This is a genomic window from Bradyrhizobium cytisi (genome assembly GCF_008123515.1).
Lineage (GTDB): Bacteria > Pseudomonadota > Alphaproteobacteria > Rhizobiales > Xanthobacteraceae > Bradyrhizobium > Bradyrhizobium cytisi.
In genome coordinates this window covers 71,008-88,684 of record NZ_VSSR01000008.1, presented here as the reverse complement: position 1 = coordinate 88,684, position 17,677 = coordinate 71,008, and the positions used below count along the sequence as shown (strand labels likewise).

Below are 17,677 nucleotides of genomic sequence, written 5' to 3'. Positions count from 1 at the left end.
CAGCGCGCTGACGGTTTCGCCAAGCCGCTCTGTGATTTTACCTTGAGTTGACCATTGGCCCGGACCCGCCCGCATTGACCTTCCGGCCAATTGCGCTATCAACCCAAACGGGAAAAAGTAGAAGGCCGTTCGGCAGGATGGGGACATTCCATGCGAACGCCAGAGCTTGAAGCGCGCCACCGCGCATCCGCCGTCATTGCGCAGATGTACCTGCGGACCATGAGGGCGATGATGGGCGACTTTGCCCTGAACAACATAGCGGCGACGCTGCCCGAGCTGCTGATCGCGATGGTCGTCAGGCTGAATGATGATCGGGGCGATCCGCCTGTTTCGATCAGTGAAATCAATCGGATCACTGGCATCTCGCGCCAGACGGTGCGTCGGCATATCGCCCGGCTGGTCGCGCGGGGCGTGGTGATTCGCGAGGACGACGGCATCCTCGGCAACGACGCCTATCTCTTCGAGCGGATCGACGCGCCGTACTTCAAGGAGATTGTGCGCGCGGTCCTCGAAGCCGCCGATCAGCTGCGCGCCATGCAGAAGTAGTGACTGGCCATCTTGGCCATGGCCATTTTGGCCATCGCGGGGAATAGTCGCTGACATCACTGCACCGCAAAATTGGAGCGCAGGATGCCGACCTGCTTCAGAGTCTCGATCGCATCATCCAGCGAGGTCGTGACCAGCACGGCGAAGCCGCAGGCGACGAGATGCGCCAGCACGCCGCTTTGATCTTCGGAGAGTCTTCCGGTCCTGAAGCGCTTCAGCTCCAGCCAGAAGACCTGCTGCTCCGGCCCGACGAAAATGAAATCGGGCCAGCCCGGATTGACGCCCATGCGCTGCAGGCGCTGGCCTGATGGCGAGTAGCGCTTGCCGGTGCGTTCGTTGATGCGATGCTCGCGATGCTCGCCGAGCGGCAGATGCGTAAACTTCCATTGCGGGTTGATCCAGCGCTTGCAGATGTCGGCGAGCGTGGCGTGGGTTGCGAACTCTAGCGGTGGCGGGGGTGCGATGCCGCGCTGCTTACGGCCTTTGAAAAGCGATAGCTGACGCATGGCGGCTCCCTCCCGCCCGCTGAATTGCTTCAAGCGGCCTGATCGATGTTGTCGTTCTTGTTGTCGGCTGCGTGGAAAGTGAAGAGCGAGATCGGCGCGAAGTAGCCTTCGTCAGCTAGCGCCGCCTTGAGGTCCCAGTAATATTTGCAGGGAAATTTTCCGTGGTAAGAGCGCCAATTGCAGACGGCCGCGCAGCTCTGGCCGAGCATGCGGCCGACAGCGACCGGCCCGCCGAGAACTTTCAGCACGGCGTTGAACGTCCAGAGAGGTTGCAGTCGGCGAGCCATGATGGGTTCATGCTCGCTCTTAAAAATTATTTGATCAAACGGATGACCTGAGCTGATCTGGCCTCGCGCGGCTGCATGTTGCGGTCCACGGAAGTCCAGCAAAGTCCAACTTAGCTCAGATTGAAAAACATTAAATTTAGGGTGGCCATTTTGGCCAGCGGGAACAGCAGCCAACTTAAAATTTCTGAGCGAATTGTTCTTGACGAACAAGCAATTTCTGTTTTGAAATTGCCGCTCGCTGATCACTGCAGTCACGGCGGATACGGACGCCACTGCAGGGGAAGAAAAAAGCAACAATCAATTGCGAAGGGCCTAAACCCGGCCCATCAGCGTCTTCACTGAAAAGCTGGAATATGCGTGCCTGCGCAGCTGCAGGGGGACGTCCGTATGTCTGAGTTCGACTACCAGCTCGGAAAATTCACCGGCACCAGCGCCAACGTCGTCATGAACGGTGGCGAAGAAGAGTGGGTGCAGCACTACCTAGTCCGGTCAGGCCAGATTGCGCCCGAACCGACCAACTGGGCCATGCAGGCGGGCTCGCATATGGAGCCGCTGATTCTGGACTGGTATCAGGACAAGCTCGGTCTTCCGATCACGCGGCGCGGTGAAGTCGTCGCCCATCCCCTCGTCGCCGACGTCTGCGCCAAGCTCGATGGATACATTGCTGCGCTCGACCAGATCATCGAAGTGAAATTTCTCTCGCCGCATCGAAGCAGAGAAGAATTCATCCCCTGCTACTATCCGCAGACGATGCTGCAACGCCTCTGCACCGGCGCGAGCCGCGCGGCGCTGCTGGTCGCGCAGGGCACCAGCGAGCCGCTCGACTTCGAGCACCCCTTTGACGGCGACTATGCGACCGAGCTGATGAAGCGCGCCGACATTTTCCTGAATTGCCTGCGCTCGCTGACGCCGCCTTATCCGATCCCGCCCGCGCCGCCGCCGCCCGAGAAATGGCGCACCGTCGATGTCGTGTCCAACCCGACCAATTGGTCAAGCGAGCTGCTGCTCTTCCTGCAGAGCTTTGACGACACCGCCACGGCAGCGGCGCTTCACGCAGAGATGGGCAAGGCGGCGCGAGACCTGATCCCCGATGATGTCGGCAAGGTCTTCGCGGGCGCTTTCCAGATCACCCGCAACCGCAGAGGCAACCTCGCGATCACTCGGAGGGCCGCATGAATACGAATCTGCCAGCCAGTAGCGACTATCACAGCGTCATCGAGCGGGCTGCGATAGACCCGAACTTCGACGTGGACAAGCTGGAGCGCCTGGTCGCGATGCAGGAAGCCAGCCAGCAGCGCAACGCCGATCATCAGTTCAACGAGGCGCTGGCAAGAGCCGAAGCCGAGATGAGCACCATCTCGACCAATGCCAACAACCCGCAGACCAAAAGCAGGTACGCGACTTTTGCGCGGCTCGATGGCGAGATTCGCCCGATCTATACCAGCCACGGCTTCGGTATCCAGTTCAACACCGAGCCGATGGGTGAGCCGAACATGATCCGCGTCGTCGGCATGCTGTCAAACGGGATGATCCAGCGCCGCTTTCAGGTGGACATGCCCATCGTCACGCAGGGCATTCGCGGTCAGGACATGATGACCCGCACGCACGCCACCATGTCGGCGATCTCCTACGGCAAGCGCGGGCTGTTGGTGATGATGTTCAACCTCGCTATCGGTGACGATGACGATGGCAATGGGCCGCGCCCGCCAGCTCGGCCCGCGCCAGCGCCGCGCTCGATGGACGAGCTTCGCGATCCGCACACTGGCGAGATTGTCGATCACGTCGATCCCTTCCAGCTGGAGATGCACGAGGGCCAGACATGGGCCGACTTCGTCGAGCCAATGCAGCGCTACCTCAACCACAGCAAGAGCACCACCGAGTGGGACGAATGGATGAGCCTGAACGGCGAGCTTCTGGTGAAGCTGAAGGACACCAAGCCGCAGTTGTTCCGGCTGTTCGAGAAGAACGTCGATGCCAAGCATGAGGAGCTGACAAAATGAGACTGGTGCTGACACCGACCGGCTTTGAGCCGTTCGATGCCGAGGCGCAAGACTTCCATCGCGATCTCTGCAGCGGCGAGCCGTTCGCCGCGCATGTGATCGAGATCGAGGCCCTGCACGACCGCGATATGGTCGAGCATCGCCGCATCATGGGGACGATCAACGCCATCGCCAAGGCGCTGCATACCACCCCCGAGAAGGTCCGCGCCGAGCTGCTGGTCGCGACCGGCAATTTCCAGCTGCTCGGCGAGCTGCTCGGCACCTCGGTGGTCGCGATCAATTCGATGTCGCGCACGGCGATGAAGGATCACGAGCTGCATCTTTTCTGGAGCGAAGCAAGGGAGGTGATCATTTCAAAACTGCTGCCGAAGATTACCGACGTCGCCGAGCGGGAGCGTTTGACCGAAGTGATCTCGCTGCAGCCAGCGTGACCCGTATGTCACGCCCTGCAGTGGCCGGAGGCCCGCCGTCTGAACCATTGCGCCCCAGCCCTGGGAGGGACGGCGGGCCGAAGGCAAACAAAAACAACCGATAGAGGGACCCGAGCAATGCCTGAGATGAATGGACAGCAACAATTTCCGCAAGCCATCGCTGAACTAGAGGAGCTGGAGGAGCTGGCAGCGCGCGATGCGCAGCGTATCGCCGCCCGCGAGCCCGTGATCCGCGTGGAGGAGCCGATGCCGCCATCGGTGCAGCCCTTTGATCAGAAGACGCATGACCTGCTGCTCAAGAGCATCGATCAGGTCACCACCGACTGGGTTGGGCAGCTGGAGCACACGCGGCAAAATTCCAAGACGGTCGAGCAGCTGATGCTGGAGCGGGCCGCCAAGGTCAGGTTTGATATCACCGCTTTGTATCTGCTTGGTGCTGCCGTCCAGGCGGAAGCGAGACGCGGCGACGAGGTCAATGCCAAGATCGCGCAGGAGCTAGATCAGCTGATCGAACAGCGCGCGGGATGACGGACGGGATCAAGCACAAGCTCGGTCTCTGGTATTGCATCGAGCAGCTGGCGCGCGAGGACAACCCGCGCTTGGTCGGCCTGATCCAGCGCAAGGAAGCCGAGCGGCTTCTGCAGATGCGCAATACCCTGAAGCTCTTGGTGACCGCAGGGGCCACCAAGAAACTGATCGCCTCTGCAAAGCGGCAGCTGGCGCAAAAATAGGATCGGCGCCGATGGCTGCCTTCCACACCATCGTTGATATCCAGTGGCGCGATGTGAGTTTCGGACAGCGCCTTGCCCTTTCGATGATCAGCACGACACTGGCCCCAATCAGTAACGATGCCCGCATGACGGTGCTGATGTCTCTGCTTGGCAACCAGGTCATGGATATGACCGAGGGCGAGGGCCAGATCGATGCCGTGCTTGATGTCCTTCGCACGCACCTGAAGCTGGCCATGCATTCAAGGCAGCTGACGCAATGAGCACCCCCTATGCGAAAGCAATCTCTGGCGTTGCGGCCCGCGATGAGATCACGCGGCTGCTGCGGCGATTCGGCTGTGAGCAGATCGGCTTCATGGACGATTATCAGCAGCACGAGGTCCTGCTCGTCTTCAAGCACCGGGGCCGCCAGATGCAGCTGCGCGCCAACGCCAAAGGCTGGGCCGCGCTGTATCTGAAAGAACATCCTTACAACTACCGCCACAAGGGCGGCGAGGAGCAGCATAACGAGAAGGCCCTCGCTCAGGGTCAGGTCGCGATCAATTCGATTCTGCGCGATTGGGTCAAGGGCCAGATCATGGCCATCGAGACCGGCATCCTGTCGTTCGATGCGGTCTTCCTTCCTTTTCTGCTCACAGCTGATGGCCGCACGGTCTCCGAGCGCGCCGATCAGCTGGGGCTGTTACCAGCAAGCCAAGCATGACGTTCATCACCGAAGTGGAGGAGATTATGAGCCAGCAGACCACTGAAGCCACCACCCTGGTATCGCTCGCCGAGCGCGCCGCCGCCGATAGCGCATGGTGGAAAGCACCAGATCAGCGCAATGCATTGGAGCTGCCGACGCGCGTGCTGCATGTGCTGGACAATGCCGGGATCACCACCATCGAGCAGCTCAAGGCAGCGGGCCCGAATCGGCTGCGCAAGCTCGACGGGATCGGCAAGCTCGGCTTTCAGCAGATCGTTGATCTGTTGCGTGCGCTCGATGACGAGAACGGCGAATGATGACCGGCAAGCAGATGTTCGTGCGCTCGGTTTTGACGGCTCGGCTCTGCCGTCGTGCTGGCATGGGCAGTTGCTGCCGAGCTTTGGCGCGGCCTGCGATCCGCGGTGCGGTATGCATCGCTTGAAGTCCGCGCGAACCTCGCGGGCTGATGGATAGGGAGATTTGTAATGCGTGAGCTGAACCAGCGCATCCGGCATCTGGAACTGCCTGATCGCATGAAGCGCCTGCCGCTCAACTCGCAAGGATATCCGGTTCCGTTCTTCGTGCCCTACGTCAACGGTGAGCCCGAGTTTCGCGGATTCGACGGCGAGAAGGTGGTGATCTGCGTGCGGCACAAGCGATGCTGGCTGTGCGGTCAGCCGCTCGGCAAGTTCATGGTGTTCGTGATCGGGCCGATGTGCGCCGTCAATCGGGTCAGCGCCGAACCGCCGTCGCATCGCAAGTGTGCGCTCTATGCGGTGCAGAGCTGCCCCTTCCTGACGCAGCCGAAGATGCGCCGCAACGAAAAGGACATGCCGGAGCATCTCGCGCCGGCTGGCATCATGCTGCGCAGGAATCCAGGCGTGACGATGCTCTGGACGACGCAGAGCTATACGATCTTCAAGGCTGGCAATGGCGCGCTGTTCAATGTCGGCGAGCCAGTGCAGGTCGAGTTCTTCGCCGAGGGCCGCACCGCGACCCGCGACGAGATCATGGCGTCGATCTCGACCGGCATGCCGAGCCTACGCCAGATGGCCGAGCGCGATGGTGCTGAAGCAGTCGCCGAGCTGCAGGTTCAATACGACAGGGCGATGGGGCTGGTGCCAGCTTAGGGGGAAAAGCGATGACCATGGATGTGATCTATGTGGCGAGCGATATCGATCATCATCTTGATCTAACCCGCGCCTGGGGCCGCGTACAAAGGAAGGCGGGAGTTGCAGCAATGAGTGAGACAAAAACAGGAGGTGAAGCGCGGCGCATGCTCACGATGGATCAGGTGCTGGAGTTGGTGCCGGTCGGCAAGTCAACGCTGAAGCGCATGATCAAGAGCAAGGACTTTCCGAGCGCGCATTACATCACGCCCAACAAGCCGATCTGGTATGAGGACGAAATTGTGGATTGGCAGGAGACGCTGCCAGCGAGGAGCCCGCGCAAGCGGGCCAAAACGGCTCAAGGCAGCTCAGGCGAGGCCAGATGAGGCCAGAGCCTTTATATAGCTGAGCTGCAGCAGGATCGGGGCCCGCAGGCAAAAGCGGGCCTCTTTCGTTGGCGGAAAGCATTGAAATTGCTGTATATATCCGCTCTTGATTACAGACCGTGTGGTCCTGGCCGTCGTCGCTACGGCCAAGCTTTCGCGGAGATGTGGAGCGCCCAACCGGGTCAACCGCATCGCTAATCTGCGAGGCGAGGGAGGCCAGAACGAACTCGGCTCCCGGGAGAGCACGGCATAAGCCGTCAAACCACTGCGCAGGGAAGGCCGAGTGATTGGCGCCACCTGTATGCTGCTGTGCGGTTTTCCTGCGCTACACATTCGCGCAGCAGACCGCGGGTGCGAGGTCAGCACCCGGCCTTCCCTGCGCCCTCTCGGACAAGAGGGGGCGCGACGAAGCAAAGCTCGGGCGAAATCAGCCGCGAGGACGCGAAGGCGTATCTGCGATTCAAAATGCGAACCGGAAGAGCGAAGCCGTTGCCTCATACTCCGTCATTGCGAGCGCAGCGAAGCAATCCAGAGTCTTTCCGCGGAGGAATTCCGGATCGCTTCGCTGCGCTCGCAATGACGGTGTGTAGCCGCGCGCGGCTGCCTCAACTCCGGCTTGCCACCCGCGCGCGATCGAGATGCTCCTCGATCTTGGGGCGGTCACGGGTGCGCTCGAAGCTGGTGCAGAGCAGCTCCGTCTCCTCGAGTGAGACGGGCGCGCGATAGAGCCGGCACATGAACTCGGCGGTGGCGCGTCCCTTGCCTGTGCCGGGGCTGCGCTCGGCCAGGAACATGCAATCGCGGCAGATGCTGGCATCGAGCCGCTGATGGGCTGCGTCGAGATGATTGAGAACCTCGCGCAGCGAGTCGCGCAGGTGAAGGCGATCGTCGGTCTCGAGTGCCCTGACCGCATTGACGACGTGATTGATCGGATCGTGCTGGCTCAGGCATTTCTCGCCCTGCGCGGTGACGTGGAGCACGACAGAACGCTTGTCTTCCTGCGACGGTTTCCGCACCAGGAGGGATTTGCTTTCCAGCGTCTTCACGATCTGCGATGCGGTCGCCCTGGTCGCGCCGATGAAGCCGGCGAGCGCGGATGGCGTGCGCGAGAAGCGATTGGCGCGGCCGAGGAAGCGCAGCGCCATCCATTCCCGATCGCGCAACCCGTGTTGATTGCCTTCGAAGTACCAGGCTCTGGCCGCCTGAACCAGCAGCTCGACGGCCTCGCGTGCCAACGGCATAAATTCCTACCTCGCCCCGGGAATCGCGTGTGCGGCGCCCCGAAGCCGCTTTCCACCATGGCGCACGAATGTCTCGCGAGAGTCCCACATGACCTGGACTGATGAGCACGGCAGGATACTGCGCGAGAAACGCTGCTGCCGACGGCATGCCAACTGCAGAGTCGTCGAACGCAGGCCCGAGCTGCCGTCACTGCCGGACGATGGATCGGAGTTGTACAACCGAAGCCCCTGAGTTCAAGTCACACGCAGACGTTTCTTATGTTCCACCGAAACGATGAATGAGCTTATCAACAAAATCAAGTAGAGACACTCGTGAAGACCGGATGTCGCTGCAGGCGAATGTAACGTTCAAGACAATCTCGCTGTTCGGGACACATGATAGTGAACACAATACGTTGCTCCGCAGGCAGCATGCACGCAACTATACGACGGTTTAATTGCACGGCATGTTGTTGTTCGTCGTTGATGCAAGTTGATCGAAGCTTGTGCATGACGACGATGTGCATCGGCATGTCATCCACAGGCTTGTGCGATGGGCCGGGAGAATCGCCAGGGGAACTCGGAAGGAATGCACGCGCCGGTTGTCTCGGCCGCGATCGCAGAATCATGCGTTCGGTCGCTTTCGCCGCTGCCCGCGCTGCTCATCCGGATGGTTGATGCCCAGGCCAGTGGCGGCGATGCATGCGCATGCGCCGGAAGCGGGGCGCCATGCGCGATCGACTGCCGAGAACCACGAGCAGGGCGAGAGCGCGGGCGCGAAGCGCGCCCCCTGATTAATCGCCCTTGAGCATGTCCCTGAGCTCGCGGAACGGATCGCCGCTTGGGGACGCCGAGGCGTCCTGCCGCATCGCGTTGTAGATCCTCGGAACCATGTCGACGGCCTGGTCTAGCCCCGAATCACGTCCCGATTGGTATCCGCCCATCAGGCGAAGGTCGCGGGTGTCCTCGTATTTGGCGATCAGGGTGCGCAATTTGCTCACCAATTCGCGCTCCTCGGGGTCCCAGACGTTGTGGGCGAGACGGGAGACCGAGGCCAGCACATCCACGGCGGGATAGCGCGCCTGGTCCGCAATGTGCCTGGAAAGCACGATGTGCCCGTCCAGTGTGCTGCGGATGGTGTCGGCGATCGGCTCGTTATGGTCGTCGCCGTCGACCAGCACGGAGAAGATGCCGGTGATGGTCCCGGAGCCCTCCTCGCCGGGCCCGGCTCGCTCCAGCAGGCGCGGCAGGTCGGTGAAGACCGTCGGGGCATAGCCGCGGGCCACCGCGGGCTCGCCGGCCGCAAGCGCGACCTCGCGGGCGGCGTGGGCGAAACGGGTAATCGAATCGACAACGAGCAGCACCGATTCGCCGCGGTCGCGGAAGTATTCGGCCACGGCCATCGCCGTCTTCGGCGCCAGCCGCCGCATCATCGGGCTTTCATCACCGGTCGACACAATGGTGACGGAGCGGTTACGGTCGTTGCCGAGCACGTCCTCGATGAATTCGCGCACCTCGCGGCCGCGCTCGCCGACCAGCGCCAGCACGACCGTATCAAAACCCTGGCTGCGGGCGAGCATCGCGAGCAGTGTCGATTTGCCGACGCCGGAGCCGGCAAAGATGCCGACGCGCTGGCCGGCGCAGATCGGCGCAAACAGGTCGATGACACGAACGCCGGTGCGCAGCGGCTTGTGGACGCGCGCCCGATTCATCGCCGGCGGCGCTTCCCTCTCCGCCGAGACCGCCCGCGATCCCGGGGTGAGCGGGCCCATTCCGTCCAGCGGAGCGCCGAGCGCATTGATAACGCGGCCCTTCCAGCTCGGATCCGGCGCGAACGACAATGCCGGCATGCGGTAGGCGACCGAGCCGAGCCCGCCGGCGAATTGCCGGTCGAACGGCTTTGCGACGATGCCGTCGCTGTCGATCCGCACCACCTCGCCGATCTGGGGCTTGCCCCCGGAATTGACACCGATCAGCTCGCCGAGCTTGACGGCGCGCGACAGGCCGGAGACGCGGAAATGCGTCGGCGCGATCTCGGAGACCGCGCCGCTGACGCTTGCCAGCGGCGTACTCTGCTGGAGCTCGAGCAGCGCCCACTCAAGTTGACGAAGAGCGTTCAAGGAAACCGTCCACCCAAATTACGCGCGACGCGCAGCCTACTTGCTGGGATCGCCCAGCGTCTGAATTGCGTTCCGGAGCGTGCTCTCCGTGCCCTCGATCAGCGAGTTGGTGCTGTCGAAGGCGCGCGAGGCCGACATCAGCTTTGTCAATTCCATCATGGGGTTGGCGCTGGAGCCCTCGACATAGCCCTGCTTGAAGCCGTCCCGGCTGAAATCGCCGATGGCGGTCGCGGGACGGTCTGGCGTGACGCCGGAATTGCCGTACCGGTCGAGATCGGCATCGGCCGGAATGCTGAACAGGCCGATGGTGCCGATCTCATTGTTGTCCTGGGTGATCGCGCCGCTACGCGAGATCGAGACCGGCCCGCCGTTCGGGTCGAGCGAGATCTGCGCACCGCCGGAATCGATGACGGGGAAGCCCGACACCGTCTGAAGGTCGCCGTTGGCGGCGATCTGGAGCCGGCCGTCGCGGGTATAGACCGTGCCGTTGGGGCCGGCGAAGGCGATCCAGCCCTGTCCGACCACGGCGACGTCGAGCGGGTTGCCGGTCTCGGTAATGCTGCCTTGCTCGCGCGAGATGATATTCTCGCCGGGCGAGGAGAACGCGACCGGATTCGCGGCGGCCTTGGACAACACCGTCTCGAATTTCACCACGTCTGTGCGAAAGCCGGACGTGTTGACGTTGGCGACGTTGTTGGCGATCGTCTGGAGGCGCTTCTCGAGCGCGACCTGCGCCGACAATCCCACATAAAGAGCCGATTGCATGGTTTACCTGTTGAACTTGATGTTCTGAAGTGTCGTGAGCAAGCCGGCGTCCATGCTGGCCGACGACGTCGACGCGCCGGTGATCAGGACGAGTGCGGGGTTGGTCGAGGTGTCGCTCTGGGCCTGGGTCGCGTCCCACATCGCGGCGAAGCGCTGCACGAATTTGGTGACCTTGGTCGAGTCCTGGAAATCGGTGAGATTGATCTTGTCCGTGATCATCTTGGCCTGCATGTCGATATCGGACGAAGAGATCGTCGGCGACCATCCCATTGCGGTCTGCACCACCTGGGTCAGCGCCTTGTCGGCGAGGATCTGGTAGGGGCTCGTGATCGAGGAGGCCTTGCGCGTGAAGTAGAGCGCAAGCCGCAGGCCCTCGTTCTGGTCGCCGGCGTTCTGCTCCATCGTCTGCGTGACGTATTGGGTCGCCGTGCCGGTCGTGGCCGCGGTCGTCGAGGTCGCGTTGGCGCCATTGGCGGCGAAATTGAAGGCCGTGGCGAATTCCTTGTAGCGGCTGTCGCTGAGCTGGTTGGCGAAGGCGTCCTTGGCCGAGACGCCCTCGGTCAGCACCTTGCGCATGAAGGCCTTGGCATAGGTCATGTCGCTGAGGCCATAGGCCTTCATCGCGTAGGAGTAGAGCCGATAGTTGCCCAGGAAGTCGTCGATCGTCTTCACATTGCCGATATGGCTCAGAAAGTAGTCGGTGTCGCGGCTCACGTCCGGTTCATCCGCGACCTGCGTGAGCGACTTGCTCATGTCCTTGGTCAGTCTGGTGTAATCCGCGATCGTGGATAGCATGGCACGCGCCCCTTTGGCCGCTATTGCGACATCGCCTCAAGCTGCCGCGAATTGCTTGCGTGGGGCTGGCCATGCTGAAGCCAGCTTCGCGCAAGCGTCGCCGACTAGATATTCCCGATGGGATCGGCGATGGAGTGGCGCGTTGCTCAGTTTCGTGGGAATTTTCATCACGGTGGCAGCACTGCTCGGCGGATTTGCCGCCATGGGCGGCCATCTGGCCGTGCTGATGCAGCCATGGGAATTCGTGATCATCTTGGGCACCGCGGTCGGCACCTTCATCGTGGCCAATCCGTGGAAGACGGTCGTGGACACCGGGGTGGCCTGCGTGCAGGCCATCACCGGAGCGGTGCCGGGCGAACGCTATTATCTCGATCTGCTCGGGGCGCTCCATGCGCTGATGCGCGAGCTGCGCGGCAAGGGCCGTAACGAGGTTGAGGCGCATATCGACGATCCTTCGGCCTCGGAGATCTTCAAGGCGTTCCCGAGCGTGCTCGGCGACGCGTCCCTGCTCCAGTTCATCTGCGACTATGTTCGCCTCATCATCATGGGCAACGCGCGCACGCATGAGATCGAGGCGCTGATGGACGAGGAGATCCACACCATCGTGAAGAGCAAGTTGACGCCCTATCACGCGCTGGTGGTGGTGTCCGAGGCGCTGCCGGCGCTCGGCATCGTCGCCGCCGTGCTCGGCGTCATCAAGGCGATGGGCGCGCTCGACCAGTCGCCGAAGCTGCTTGGCGGCTTCATCGGCGCGGCGCTGGTCGGCACCTTCGCCGGCATCTTCCTGTCTTACGGCATCATTTCGCCCTTCGCGCTGAAGATCAAGATGACGCGCGAGAAGAAGTGCCGGCCCTACATCATCGTCAAGCAGACGCTGCTGGCGTTCATGAACGGCGCCATGCCGCAGATCGCCGTCGAGCACGGCCGCAAGATGATCGCGAGCAGCGAGCGGCCGTCGATCGACGTCGTCGAGAACGAGACGATCGCAGGTCCCAAGGCCGTCGTGACCGACGCTGAACCCAAGGCTGCACGCGCATGACGATGGAGGACGTCGAGATCGATCAGCGGAAGCAGCTGCCGAACTACCTGCTGGATGCAGCCGGAATTTCGATCGAACGCATGCCGATGCTCAATGTGATCTTCGATCGCATGGCAGCATCGTGCACGGACAGCCTGCAGCCGATGGCAGGAACGCCCTGCTATTTCTCGGTCAACGGCATCGTCAATGATCGCGTCGGCGACATCATCAAGGACTACGAGGGCAACGCGGTCGCCGCCGTGCTCTACGCCGAGCAGTGGGACTCCCGCGTCATCATCGTGCTCGACCGCGATTTCGTGTTCACCATGGTTGAGGCGATGTTCGGCTCCGATGGCGCCGAGCCGCCGCTCGACGTCGAGCGTTCGTTCTCGAACATCGAGATTCGCCTGGTCCAGGCGCTGTTCGAGCGGTTCGCCAAGGCGCTGCAAACCGCCTTCGCCGGCACCTCCAACGTCACCTTCCGTGTCGAGCGGGTCGAGACCGCCATGGCGTCGCTGGCGATCGGGCGGAGCGGCAACATGTCGATCTGCGCGAACATCATGCTGCAGGCGCTCTACCGCGGCGGTCAGATGTTCCTGATCGTCCCGCACTCCGCGCTCAACCCGCTGCGGCAGAAGCTCGCCCACGTCGTCGTCAGCGACGGTCGCGCGGCCGACCCTCGCTGGCGCGAGCAGATGGAAAGCGAGGTTCACCGCACCGAAGTGACGCTGAGCGCGGTGCTCGACGAGAAGATGATCTCCCTCGAGGACGTCGTGAAGTTCAAGGTCGGACAGGTGCTCGAGCTCGAAGCCACGCCGCGCACGCTGGCGCGGCTCGAGAGCAACAACCAGGTGCTGTTCTGGTGCCAGATCGGCCAGCTTGACGGCTACTACGCCATGCAGGTGGCAGATCCCGTCGATCAGAAGCGGGAGTTCGTCGATGATATCCTATCTCGTTGATGCCGTGCTGCTGATTGCGCTGGCGTTCACCAGCATGCGGGTGACCCGGATGCACCGTGAGCTGGCGCGGCTGCGCAACTATCAGGGCGAGTTCTCGACCATCGTCCACGAGACCGCGGGCGCTTTCGATACTGTGATCACCGCGGCGCATGATTCCACGGCAAATCTCGGCCGGCTCGCCAGCGTGCTGAGCACGAAGATCGACCAGGCTCACGAAGCGATTGCGGCGCTCGACGCGCGGACCGGGCTCCAGCCTGCTGCGACGGCGAACGGCTCCGAGGTCAACAAGCATTAGGGCCGGGACGGGCCGAACGGACAGATCGGAACGTCGCGGCGCTCCGGGAGCGGAAATACCAAGAGGCGATAACAAATGGCGCGATCCTTCGACTACGAGTCAGCACCCGCATCCGATGATGCCGAGACGTCTCCGCTGGAGCGGCTGGCGGAGATCGCCGCGCGCACCGCGGAGGAGGCCGGCAAGTTCGCCAATGTCGATGCCATCCTGCGCATTCCCGTCACCATGCAGGTGGTGCTGGGATCGGCGACCATCCCTGTGGCGAATCTGATGAAGCTCGGCCGCGGCGCCGTGGTTCCGCTGGATCACCGCGTCGGCGAGCCCGTCGACGTCGTGGTCAACGGCCGCGTCGTGGCCCGCGGCGAGGTGGTCGTCGTCGAAGAGGACAATTCGCGCTTCGGTGTCTCGCTGACCGAGATCGTCGGACCTCTGGGGCAGGGTGATTCCTGACCATGGCGGCACAGGTCGGCATCGCTCCCATCAAGCAGCGAGGCGTTGCCACGCTGGGCGGAACGGAAAAGGTCGCGGCGCTCCTGTTGGCCATGGGCCGGCAGGCGGCCGCGAGCGTGCTCGCGCAATTCGAGCCGCAGGATATCCGGATCGTCACCAAGGCCGCGGCTGAGCTGCGGCCGATTACGGCGCAGGAACTCGAGTCGATCGTCGAGGAGTTCGCCCAGCAGTTCTCGATGGGCGCCAACATTCTCGGCACCCTCGGTGGCCTCGAAGCCGTGCTCGGCGACGTGCTTCCCGCCGACCAGGTCTCGGCGATCATGTCGGACCTGCTCGGCAATTCGAGCCGGTCGGTGTGGGACCGCGTCTCGTCGGTCTCGGAAAACTCGCTGGCGACCTACCTCTCCAAGGAGCATCCGCAGACCGCGGCGCTGATCCTGTCCAAGGTCAAGCCGTCCTGCGCCGCCAAGGTCATGAGCCAGTTGCCGTCGAGCCTTCGCAACGAGCTGATGCGGCGCGTGCTCAGCCTCAAGCCGATCGTCGACGATGCGATGAAGGTCCTCGAGAAGACGCTGCACGAAGACCTGACGCTCAATTTCGCCCGCAACCTCGGCGCCGACACCTACGCCCGTGTCGCCGACATCATCAACAAGATGGAGCGTGGTCATATCGAGGACATGCTGAAGAGCCTGTCGGAGAAGCGGCCGAAGTCGGCCGAAGTGCTGAAGGAGCTGCTATTCACCTTCGACGACGTCGTCAACCTGGCGCCGAAGGCGCGCACCATGATCTTCGACCAGGTGCCGACCGATCGTATCGTCGTCGCGCTGAAGGGCACCGACAAGCACTTCCGCGAACTGATCCTGTCCGCGGTCGCCTCGCGCGTCCGTCGCGTCGTCGAGCACGAGCTCGCGATCGGCGAGCCGTCGAACCAGCGCGACGTGCTGGAGGCGCGCCGCGTCATCACCGACCTCGCCCTCGACCTCGCCGAGAAGGGTGAAATCGAGCTCAATCCCGACCAGGACGATGAGCTGGTCTTCCGCTGACCGCTGAACTGGCATGGCAGAGACATCCGACCAGGAGAGCAAAACAGAAGAGCCGACCGAGAAGAAAGTCCGCGATGCGCTCGAACAGGGCAATATTCCGGTCTCTCGGGAGGCGTCTATTCTCGCGACCATGGCGGCGCTGATGGTGATTCAGGCGTTCCTGATCGGCCAGGGCGTGCAGCGACTGACGCCGACCTTGAAGAGCTTTATCGACGAACCCGACGGCTTCCCGCTCAGCACCGCGGCGGACGCACTGAATCTTCTCACCGTGGTAGGCCTCGAGGCGCTGCGATTCCTGTTGCCGCTGGTCGTGATCATCGCGGTGTTCGGGCTCGCCGCGTCGCTGCTGCAAAACGCGCCGCAGCTGGTGCTGCAGCGCATCCTGCCCGACGTCTCCCGAATCTCGCCCGCCAGCGGCTGGAGCCGCATTTTCGGAACGCAGGGCCTCGTGGAGTTCGCCAAGTCGGTGTTCAAGCTCGCCTCGGTGACCGCCGTCGTCTGCTTCGTGCTGCGATCGTCGGAGGCAAGGGCGTTCGAGGCGATGTATACCGATCCCGTCGCGCTGCCGGAGATGATCCTCACCATCGCGATGCGGATCGTATCGGCGATCTGCATCGCGACGATCGTGCTGGTCGCAATCGATCTCGCCTGGGCGCGCTTCCGCTGGCGGCGTGAGCTGCGCATGACCAAGCAGGAGATCAAGGACGAGCACAAGCAGGCCGAGGGCGATCCGCTGATCAAGGCGCGCCTGCGCTCGCTCGCGCGCGACCGCTCGCGCCAACGCATGATCGCCTCCGTGCCGCGCGCGACGCTGGTGATCGCGAACCCGACGCACTTTGCAATCGCATTGCGCTACAACCGCGACGAAAACCCGGCCCCTCTCGTGGTGGCCAAGGGCATGGACGTGATCGCGCTGAAGATCCGCGAGGCCGCCGAGCAGAACAGGATCCCGGTGATCGAGAACAAGGCTCTCGCGCGCGCGCTCTACGAAGCGGTGCAGGTCGATCAGGTCATCCCGGCCGAGTTCTTCCGCCCGGTTGCCGAGATCATCTACTTCCTGCAGTCGAAGCAAACGCCGCGGCCCGAGAAGGTTCAGTAGACTGACGAGGATGGTGCTTCGCGCAACAGCTTGACGAAAGCTTAACGCCCTAGGGTTCTCTCCAATGAATCATAAATGGGGCTGTCGTGGGACCGCTTTTTCTCTTCGAGCTCGCATCGTCGCAGGCACGCTGGCTCGAGCTTCGTCAGTCGACCATCGCCACCAACGTCGCCAACGCCAATACGCCGGGTTTCAAGGCGCGCGACGTCGAGCCGTTCAACAAGGTGCTTGACGGAATGCCGGTCAGGCTCGCGACGACGTCGCCCACGCATATGCAGCTTTCCCCGGCCGAAACCGACACGCGAGCAACCGCGAAGAAGGATAGCTGGGATGTCGTCCACTCCGGTAACTCGGTCAGTCTCGAGCAGGAGATGATCAAGGGTAGCGACGTCAATCGCGATTATTCGATGAACTCGGCGATAGTGCGATCGTTCAATCGCATGATCCTGACCAGCGCGAAGACCTGAGGTGAACTGACATGCTGGACGCTCTACAGGCTTCATTGACGGTCGCAAGCTCCGGCCTCGAAGCGCAGTCGTCGCGCATGCGGGTTGTCTCGGAAAATCTCGCGAATGCGAGCTCGACCGGGCGCACCGCCGGTGCAGATCCGTATCAGCGCAAGACGATCACTTTCGATGCCGCAATGGATCGTGCCTCGGGCACGCAGCTGGCGAAGGTCAAGGAGATCGGGGTCGACACCACGCCCTACCGTGTCGAGTACGATCCGGGCCATCCCGCGGCCGACAAGGCCGGCTACGTGAAGATGCCGAACGTCAACATGATGATCGAGATGGCGGACATGCGGGAAGTCAACCGGTCCTATGAAGCCAATCTCCAGGTCGTGAAGCAGGTGAGATCGATGCTCGGCATGACCATCGATCTTCTGAGGAGCTGACAATGCTAGAGGCGATTTCATCCACTGCAATCACCGCAGGGCAGGCGGCATCCCGCATCACCGAGACGCAGACCATTGCGCCCAGTGCGACGTCCCCGGTTCAGGCCGGCGACGACGTTGGCTTCGACTCCGTGATGAAGCAGGTGACCACGGACGCGATCGGCACGCTGAAGGCCGGCGAGAGCGCGTCGATCTCGGCGATACAGGGCAAGGAGTCGACGCGGAAAGTCGTCGAGGCGCTGATGTCGGCCGAGCAGGCTTTGCAGACCGCGGTCGCGGTCCGCGACAAGGTCGTGCAGGCCTACCAAGAAGTCGTTCGTATGTCGATTTGATCTGAAGG

26 protein-coding genes are annotated in these 17,677 nt (G+C 62.6%); 20 read left to right on the top strand and 6 right to left on the bottom strand.

The genetic code is table 11. The annotated features are described in order from the left end of the window. Positions 1–150 precede the first annotated feature (150 nt). The gene (locus tag FXB38_RS04515; RefSeq protein ID WP_148749571.1) at positions 151–546 is read left to right on the top strand and encodes a MarR family transcriptional regulator; all 396 of its coding nucleotides are present in this window, start codon (positions 151–153) and stop codon (positions 544–546) included. A gap of 56 nt (positions 547–602) precedes the next feature. On the opposite strand, the gene FXB38_RS04510 is transcribed toward FXB38_RS04515, so the two are convergent. Together FXB38_RS04510 and FXB38_RS04505 are read right to left on the bottom strand one after the other, a co-directional pair. After that, a complete protein-coding gene (locus FXB38_RS04510) occupies positions 603–1,052 on the bottom strand; it encodes a hypothetical protein (protein WP_148749570.1) in 450 nt (149 codons plus the stop codon). Between the two features lie 29 nt (positions 1,053–1,081). Next, entirely contained in the window at positions 1,082–1,594 is a 513-nt protein-coding gene (locus tag FXB38_RS04505; protein WP_148749569.1) for a hypothetical protein, read from the bottom strand. Positions 1,595–1,726: 132 nt separating this feature from the next. Between FXB38_RS04505 and FXB38_RS04500 the strand changes: the two genes are divergently transcribed. The 10 genes from FXB38_RS04500 to FXB38_RS04455 all read left to right on the top strand — a co-directional run bounded on the left by FXB38_RS04500 (position 1,727) and on the right by FXB38_RS04455 (position 6,678). After that, positions 1,727–2,515 (top strand): YqaJ viral recombinase family protein, encoded by a 789-nt coding sequence (locus FXB38_RS04500; RefSeq protein ID WP_148749568.1) that lies wholly within the window; start codon positions 1,727–1,729, stop codon positions 2,513–2,515. After that, complete coding sequence (locus FXB38_RS04495) at positions 2,512–3,339, top strand: ERF family protein (protein WP_148749567.1); 828 nt, start codon at positions 2,512–2,514, stop codon at positions 3,337–3,339. The genes FXB38_RS04500 and FXB38_RS04495 overlap by 4 nt, the downstream gene beginning before the upstream one ends. Continuing rightward, a complete protein-coding gene (locus FXB38_RS04490) occupies positions 3,336–3,770 on the top strand; it encodes a hypothetical protein (protein WP_148749566.1) in 435 nt (144 codons plus the stop codon). Before FXB38_RS04495 ends, FXB38_RS04490 begins: the two co-directional genes overlap by 4 nt. Positions 3,771–3,887: 117 nt before the next feature. Further along, entirely contained in the window at positions 3,888–4,298 is a 411-nt protein-coding gene (locus FXB38_RS04485) for a hypothetical protein (protein WP_148749565.1), read from the top strand. After that, positions 4,295–4,501: a hypothetical protein gene (locus FXB38_RS04480; protein ID WP_148749564.1), complete on the top strand. Its 207-nt coding sequence runs from the start codon at positions 4,295–4,297 to the stop codon at positions 4,499–4,501. The genes FXB38_RS04485 and FXB38_RS04480 overlap by 4 nt, the downstream gene beginning before the upstream one ends. Before the next feature lie 11 nt (positions 4,502–4,512). Further along, positions 4,513–4,761, top strand: coding sequence for a hypothetical protein (locus FXB38_RS04475; RefSeq protein ID WP_148749563.1), 249 nt, complete (start codon positions 4,513–4,515; stop codon positions 4,759–4,761). Beyond that, positions 4,758–5,201, top strand: coding sequence for a hypothetical protein (locus tag FXB38_RS04470; RefSeq protein ID WP_148749562.1), 444 nt, complete (start codon positions 4,758–4,760; stop codon positions 5,199–5,201). Before FXB38_RS04475 ends, FXB38_RS04470 begins: the two co-directional genes overlap by 4 nt. After that, positions 5,198–5,500, top strand: coding sequence for a DNA-directed RNA polymerase subunit alpha C-terminal domain-containing protein (locus FXB38_RS04465; RefSeq protein WP_148749561.1), 303 nt, complete (start codon positions 5,198–5,200; stop codon positions 5,498–5,500). Before FXB38_RS04470 ends, FXB38_RS04465 begins: the two co-directional genes overlap by 4 nt. A 168-nt stretch (positions 5,501–5,668) precedes the next feature. Further along, entirely contained in the window at positions 5,669–6,313 is a 645-nt protein-coding gene (locus FXB38_RS04460) for a hypothetical protein (protein ID WP_246229654.1), read from the top strand. A gap of 11 nt (positions 6,314–6,324) precedes the next feature. Continuing rightward, entirely contained in the window at positions 6,325–6,678 is a 354-nt protein-coding gene (locus FXB38_RS04455) for a helix-turn-helix transcriptional regulator (protein WP_148749560.1), read from the top strand. Positions 6,679–7,283: 605 nt separating this feature from the next. Here FXB38_RS04455 and FXB38_RS04445 read toward each other — a convergent pair. The 4 genes from FXB38_RS04445 to FXB38_RS04430 form a co-directional block, all read right to left on the bottom strand. After that, the gene (locus tag FXB38_RS04445) at positions 7,284–7,919 is read right to left on the bottom strand and encodes a MarR family winged helix-turn-helix transcriptional regulator (RefSeq protein ID WP_148749559.1); all 636 of its coding nucleotides are present in this window, start codon (positions 7,917–7,919) and stop codon (positions 7,284–7,286) included. Between the two features lie 773 nt (positions 7,920–8,692). Then, a complete protein-coding gene (gene fliI / locus FXB38_RS04440) occupies positions 8,693–10,018 on the bottom strand; it encodes a flagellar protein export ATPase FliI (protein ID WP_148749558.1) in 1,326 nt (441 codons plus the stop codon). Positions 10,019–10,054: 36 nt separating this feature from the next. Beyond that, positions 10,055–10,783 (bottom strand): flagellar basal-body rod protein FlgF, encoded by a 729-nt coding sequence (gene flgF, locus FXB38_RS04435; RefSeq protein WP_148749557.1) that lies wholly within the window; start codon positions 10,781–10,783, stop codon positions 10,055–10,057. Between the two features lie 3 nt (positions 10,784–10,786). Further along, positions 10,787–11,578: a DUF1217 domain-containing protein gene (locus FXB38_RS04430; protein WP_187434654.1), complete on the bottom strand. Its 792-nt coding sequence runs from the start codon at positions 11,576–11,578 to the stop codon at positions 10,787–10,789. Positions 11,579–11,720: 142 nt separating this feature from the next. Between FXB38_RS04430 and motA the strand changes: the two genes are divergently transcribed. The 9 genes from motA to fliE all read left to right on the top strand — a co-directional run bounded on the left by motA (position 11,721) and on the right by fliE (position 17,669). After that, positions 11,721–12,617: a flagellar motor stator protein MotA gene (gene motA, locus FXB38_RS04425; RefSeq protein WP_187434653.1), complete on the top strand. Its 897-nt coding sequence runs from the start codon at positions 11,721–11,723 to the stop codon at positions 12,615–12,617. Continuing rightward, positions 12,614–13,555, top strand: a complete 942-nt coding sequence (locus FXB38_RS04420) for a flagellar motor switch protein FliM (RefSeq protein ID WP_148749554.1) — start codon at positions 12,614–12,616, stop codon at positions 13,553–13,555. The genes motA and FXB38_RS04420 overlap by 4 nt, the downstream gene beginning before the upstream one ends. Next, positions 13,536–13,850, top strand: a complete 315-nt coding sequence (locus FXB38_RS04415) for a hypothetical protein (RefSeq protein ID WP_148749553.1) — start codon at positions 13,536–13,538, stop codon at positions 13,848–13,850. The genes FXB38_RS04420 and FXB38_RS04415 overlap by 20 nt, the downstream gene beginning before the upstream one ends. A 75-nt stretch (positions 13,851–13,925) precedes the next feature. Further along, the gene (gene fliN / locus FXB38_RS04410; RefSeq protein WP_148749552.1) at positions 13,926–14,300 is read left to right on the top strand and encodes a flagellar motor switch protein FliN; all 375 of its coding nucleotides are present in this window, start codon (positions 13,926–13,928) and stop codon (positions 14,298–14,300) included. Positions 14,301–14,302: 2 nt separating this feature from the next. Continuing rightward, positions 14,303–15,343, top strand: coding sequence for a flagellar motor switch protein FliG (locus FXB38_RS04405; RefSeq protein WP_148749551.1), 1,041 nt, complete (start codon positions 14,303–14,305; stop codon positions 15,341–15,343). 13 nt (positions 15,344–15,356) lie between these two features. After that, on the top strand, positions 15,357–16,442 hold the full coding sequence (flhB, locus tag FXB38_RS04400) for a flagellar biosynthesis protein FlhB (RefSeq protein WP_148749550.1): 1,086 nt from the start codon (positions 15,357–15,359) through the stop codon (positions 16,440–16,442). An 86-nt stretch (positions 16,443–16,528) separates the two neighbouring features. After that, positions 16,529–16,909, top strand: a complete 381-nt coding sequence (gene flgB / locus FXB38_RS04395) for a flagellar basal body rod protein FlgB (RefSeq protein WP_148749549.1) — start codon at positions 16,529–16,531, stop codon at positions 16,907–16,909. Positions 16,910–16,920: 11 nt separating this feature from the next. After that, positions 16,921–17,337 (top strand): flagellar basal body rod protein FlgC, encoded by a 417-nt coding sequence (flgC, locus tag FXB38_RS04390; protein ID WP_148749548.1) that lies wholly within the window; start codon positions 16,921–16,923, stop codon positions 17,335–17,337. A gap of 2 nt (positions 17,338–17,339) precedes the next feature. Further along, positions 17,340–17,669: a flagellar hook-basal body complex protein FliE gene (gene fliE, locus FXB38_RS04385; RefSeq protein WP_148749547.1), complete on the top strand. Its 330-nt coding sequence runs from the start codon at positions 17,340–17,342 to the stop codon at positions 17,667–17,669. The last annotated feature ends 8 nt before the right edge of the window (positions 17,670–17,677 follow it).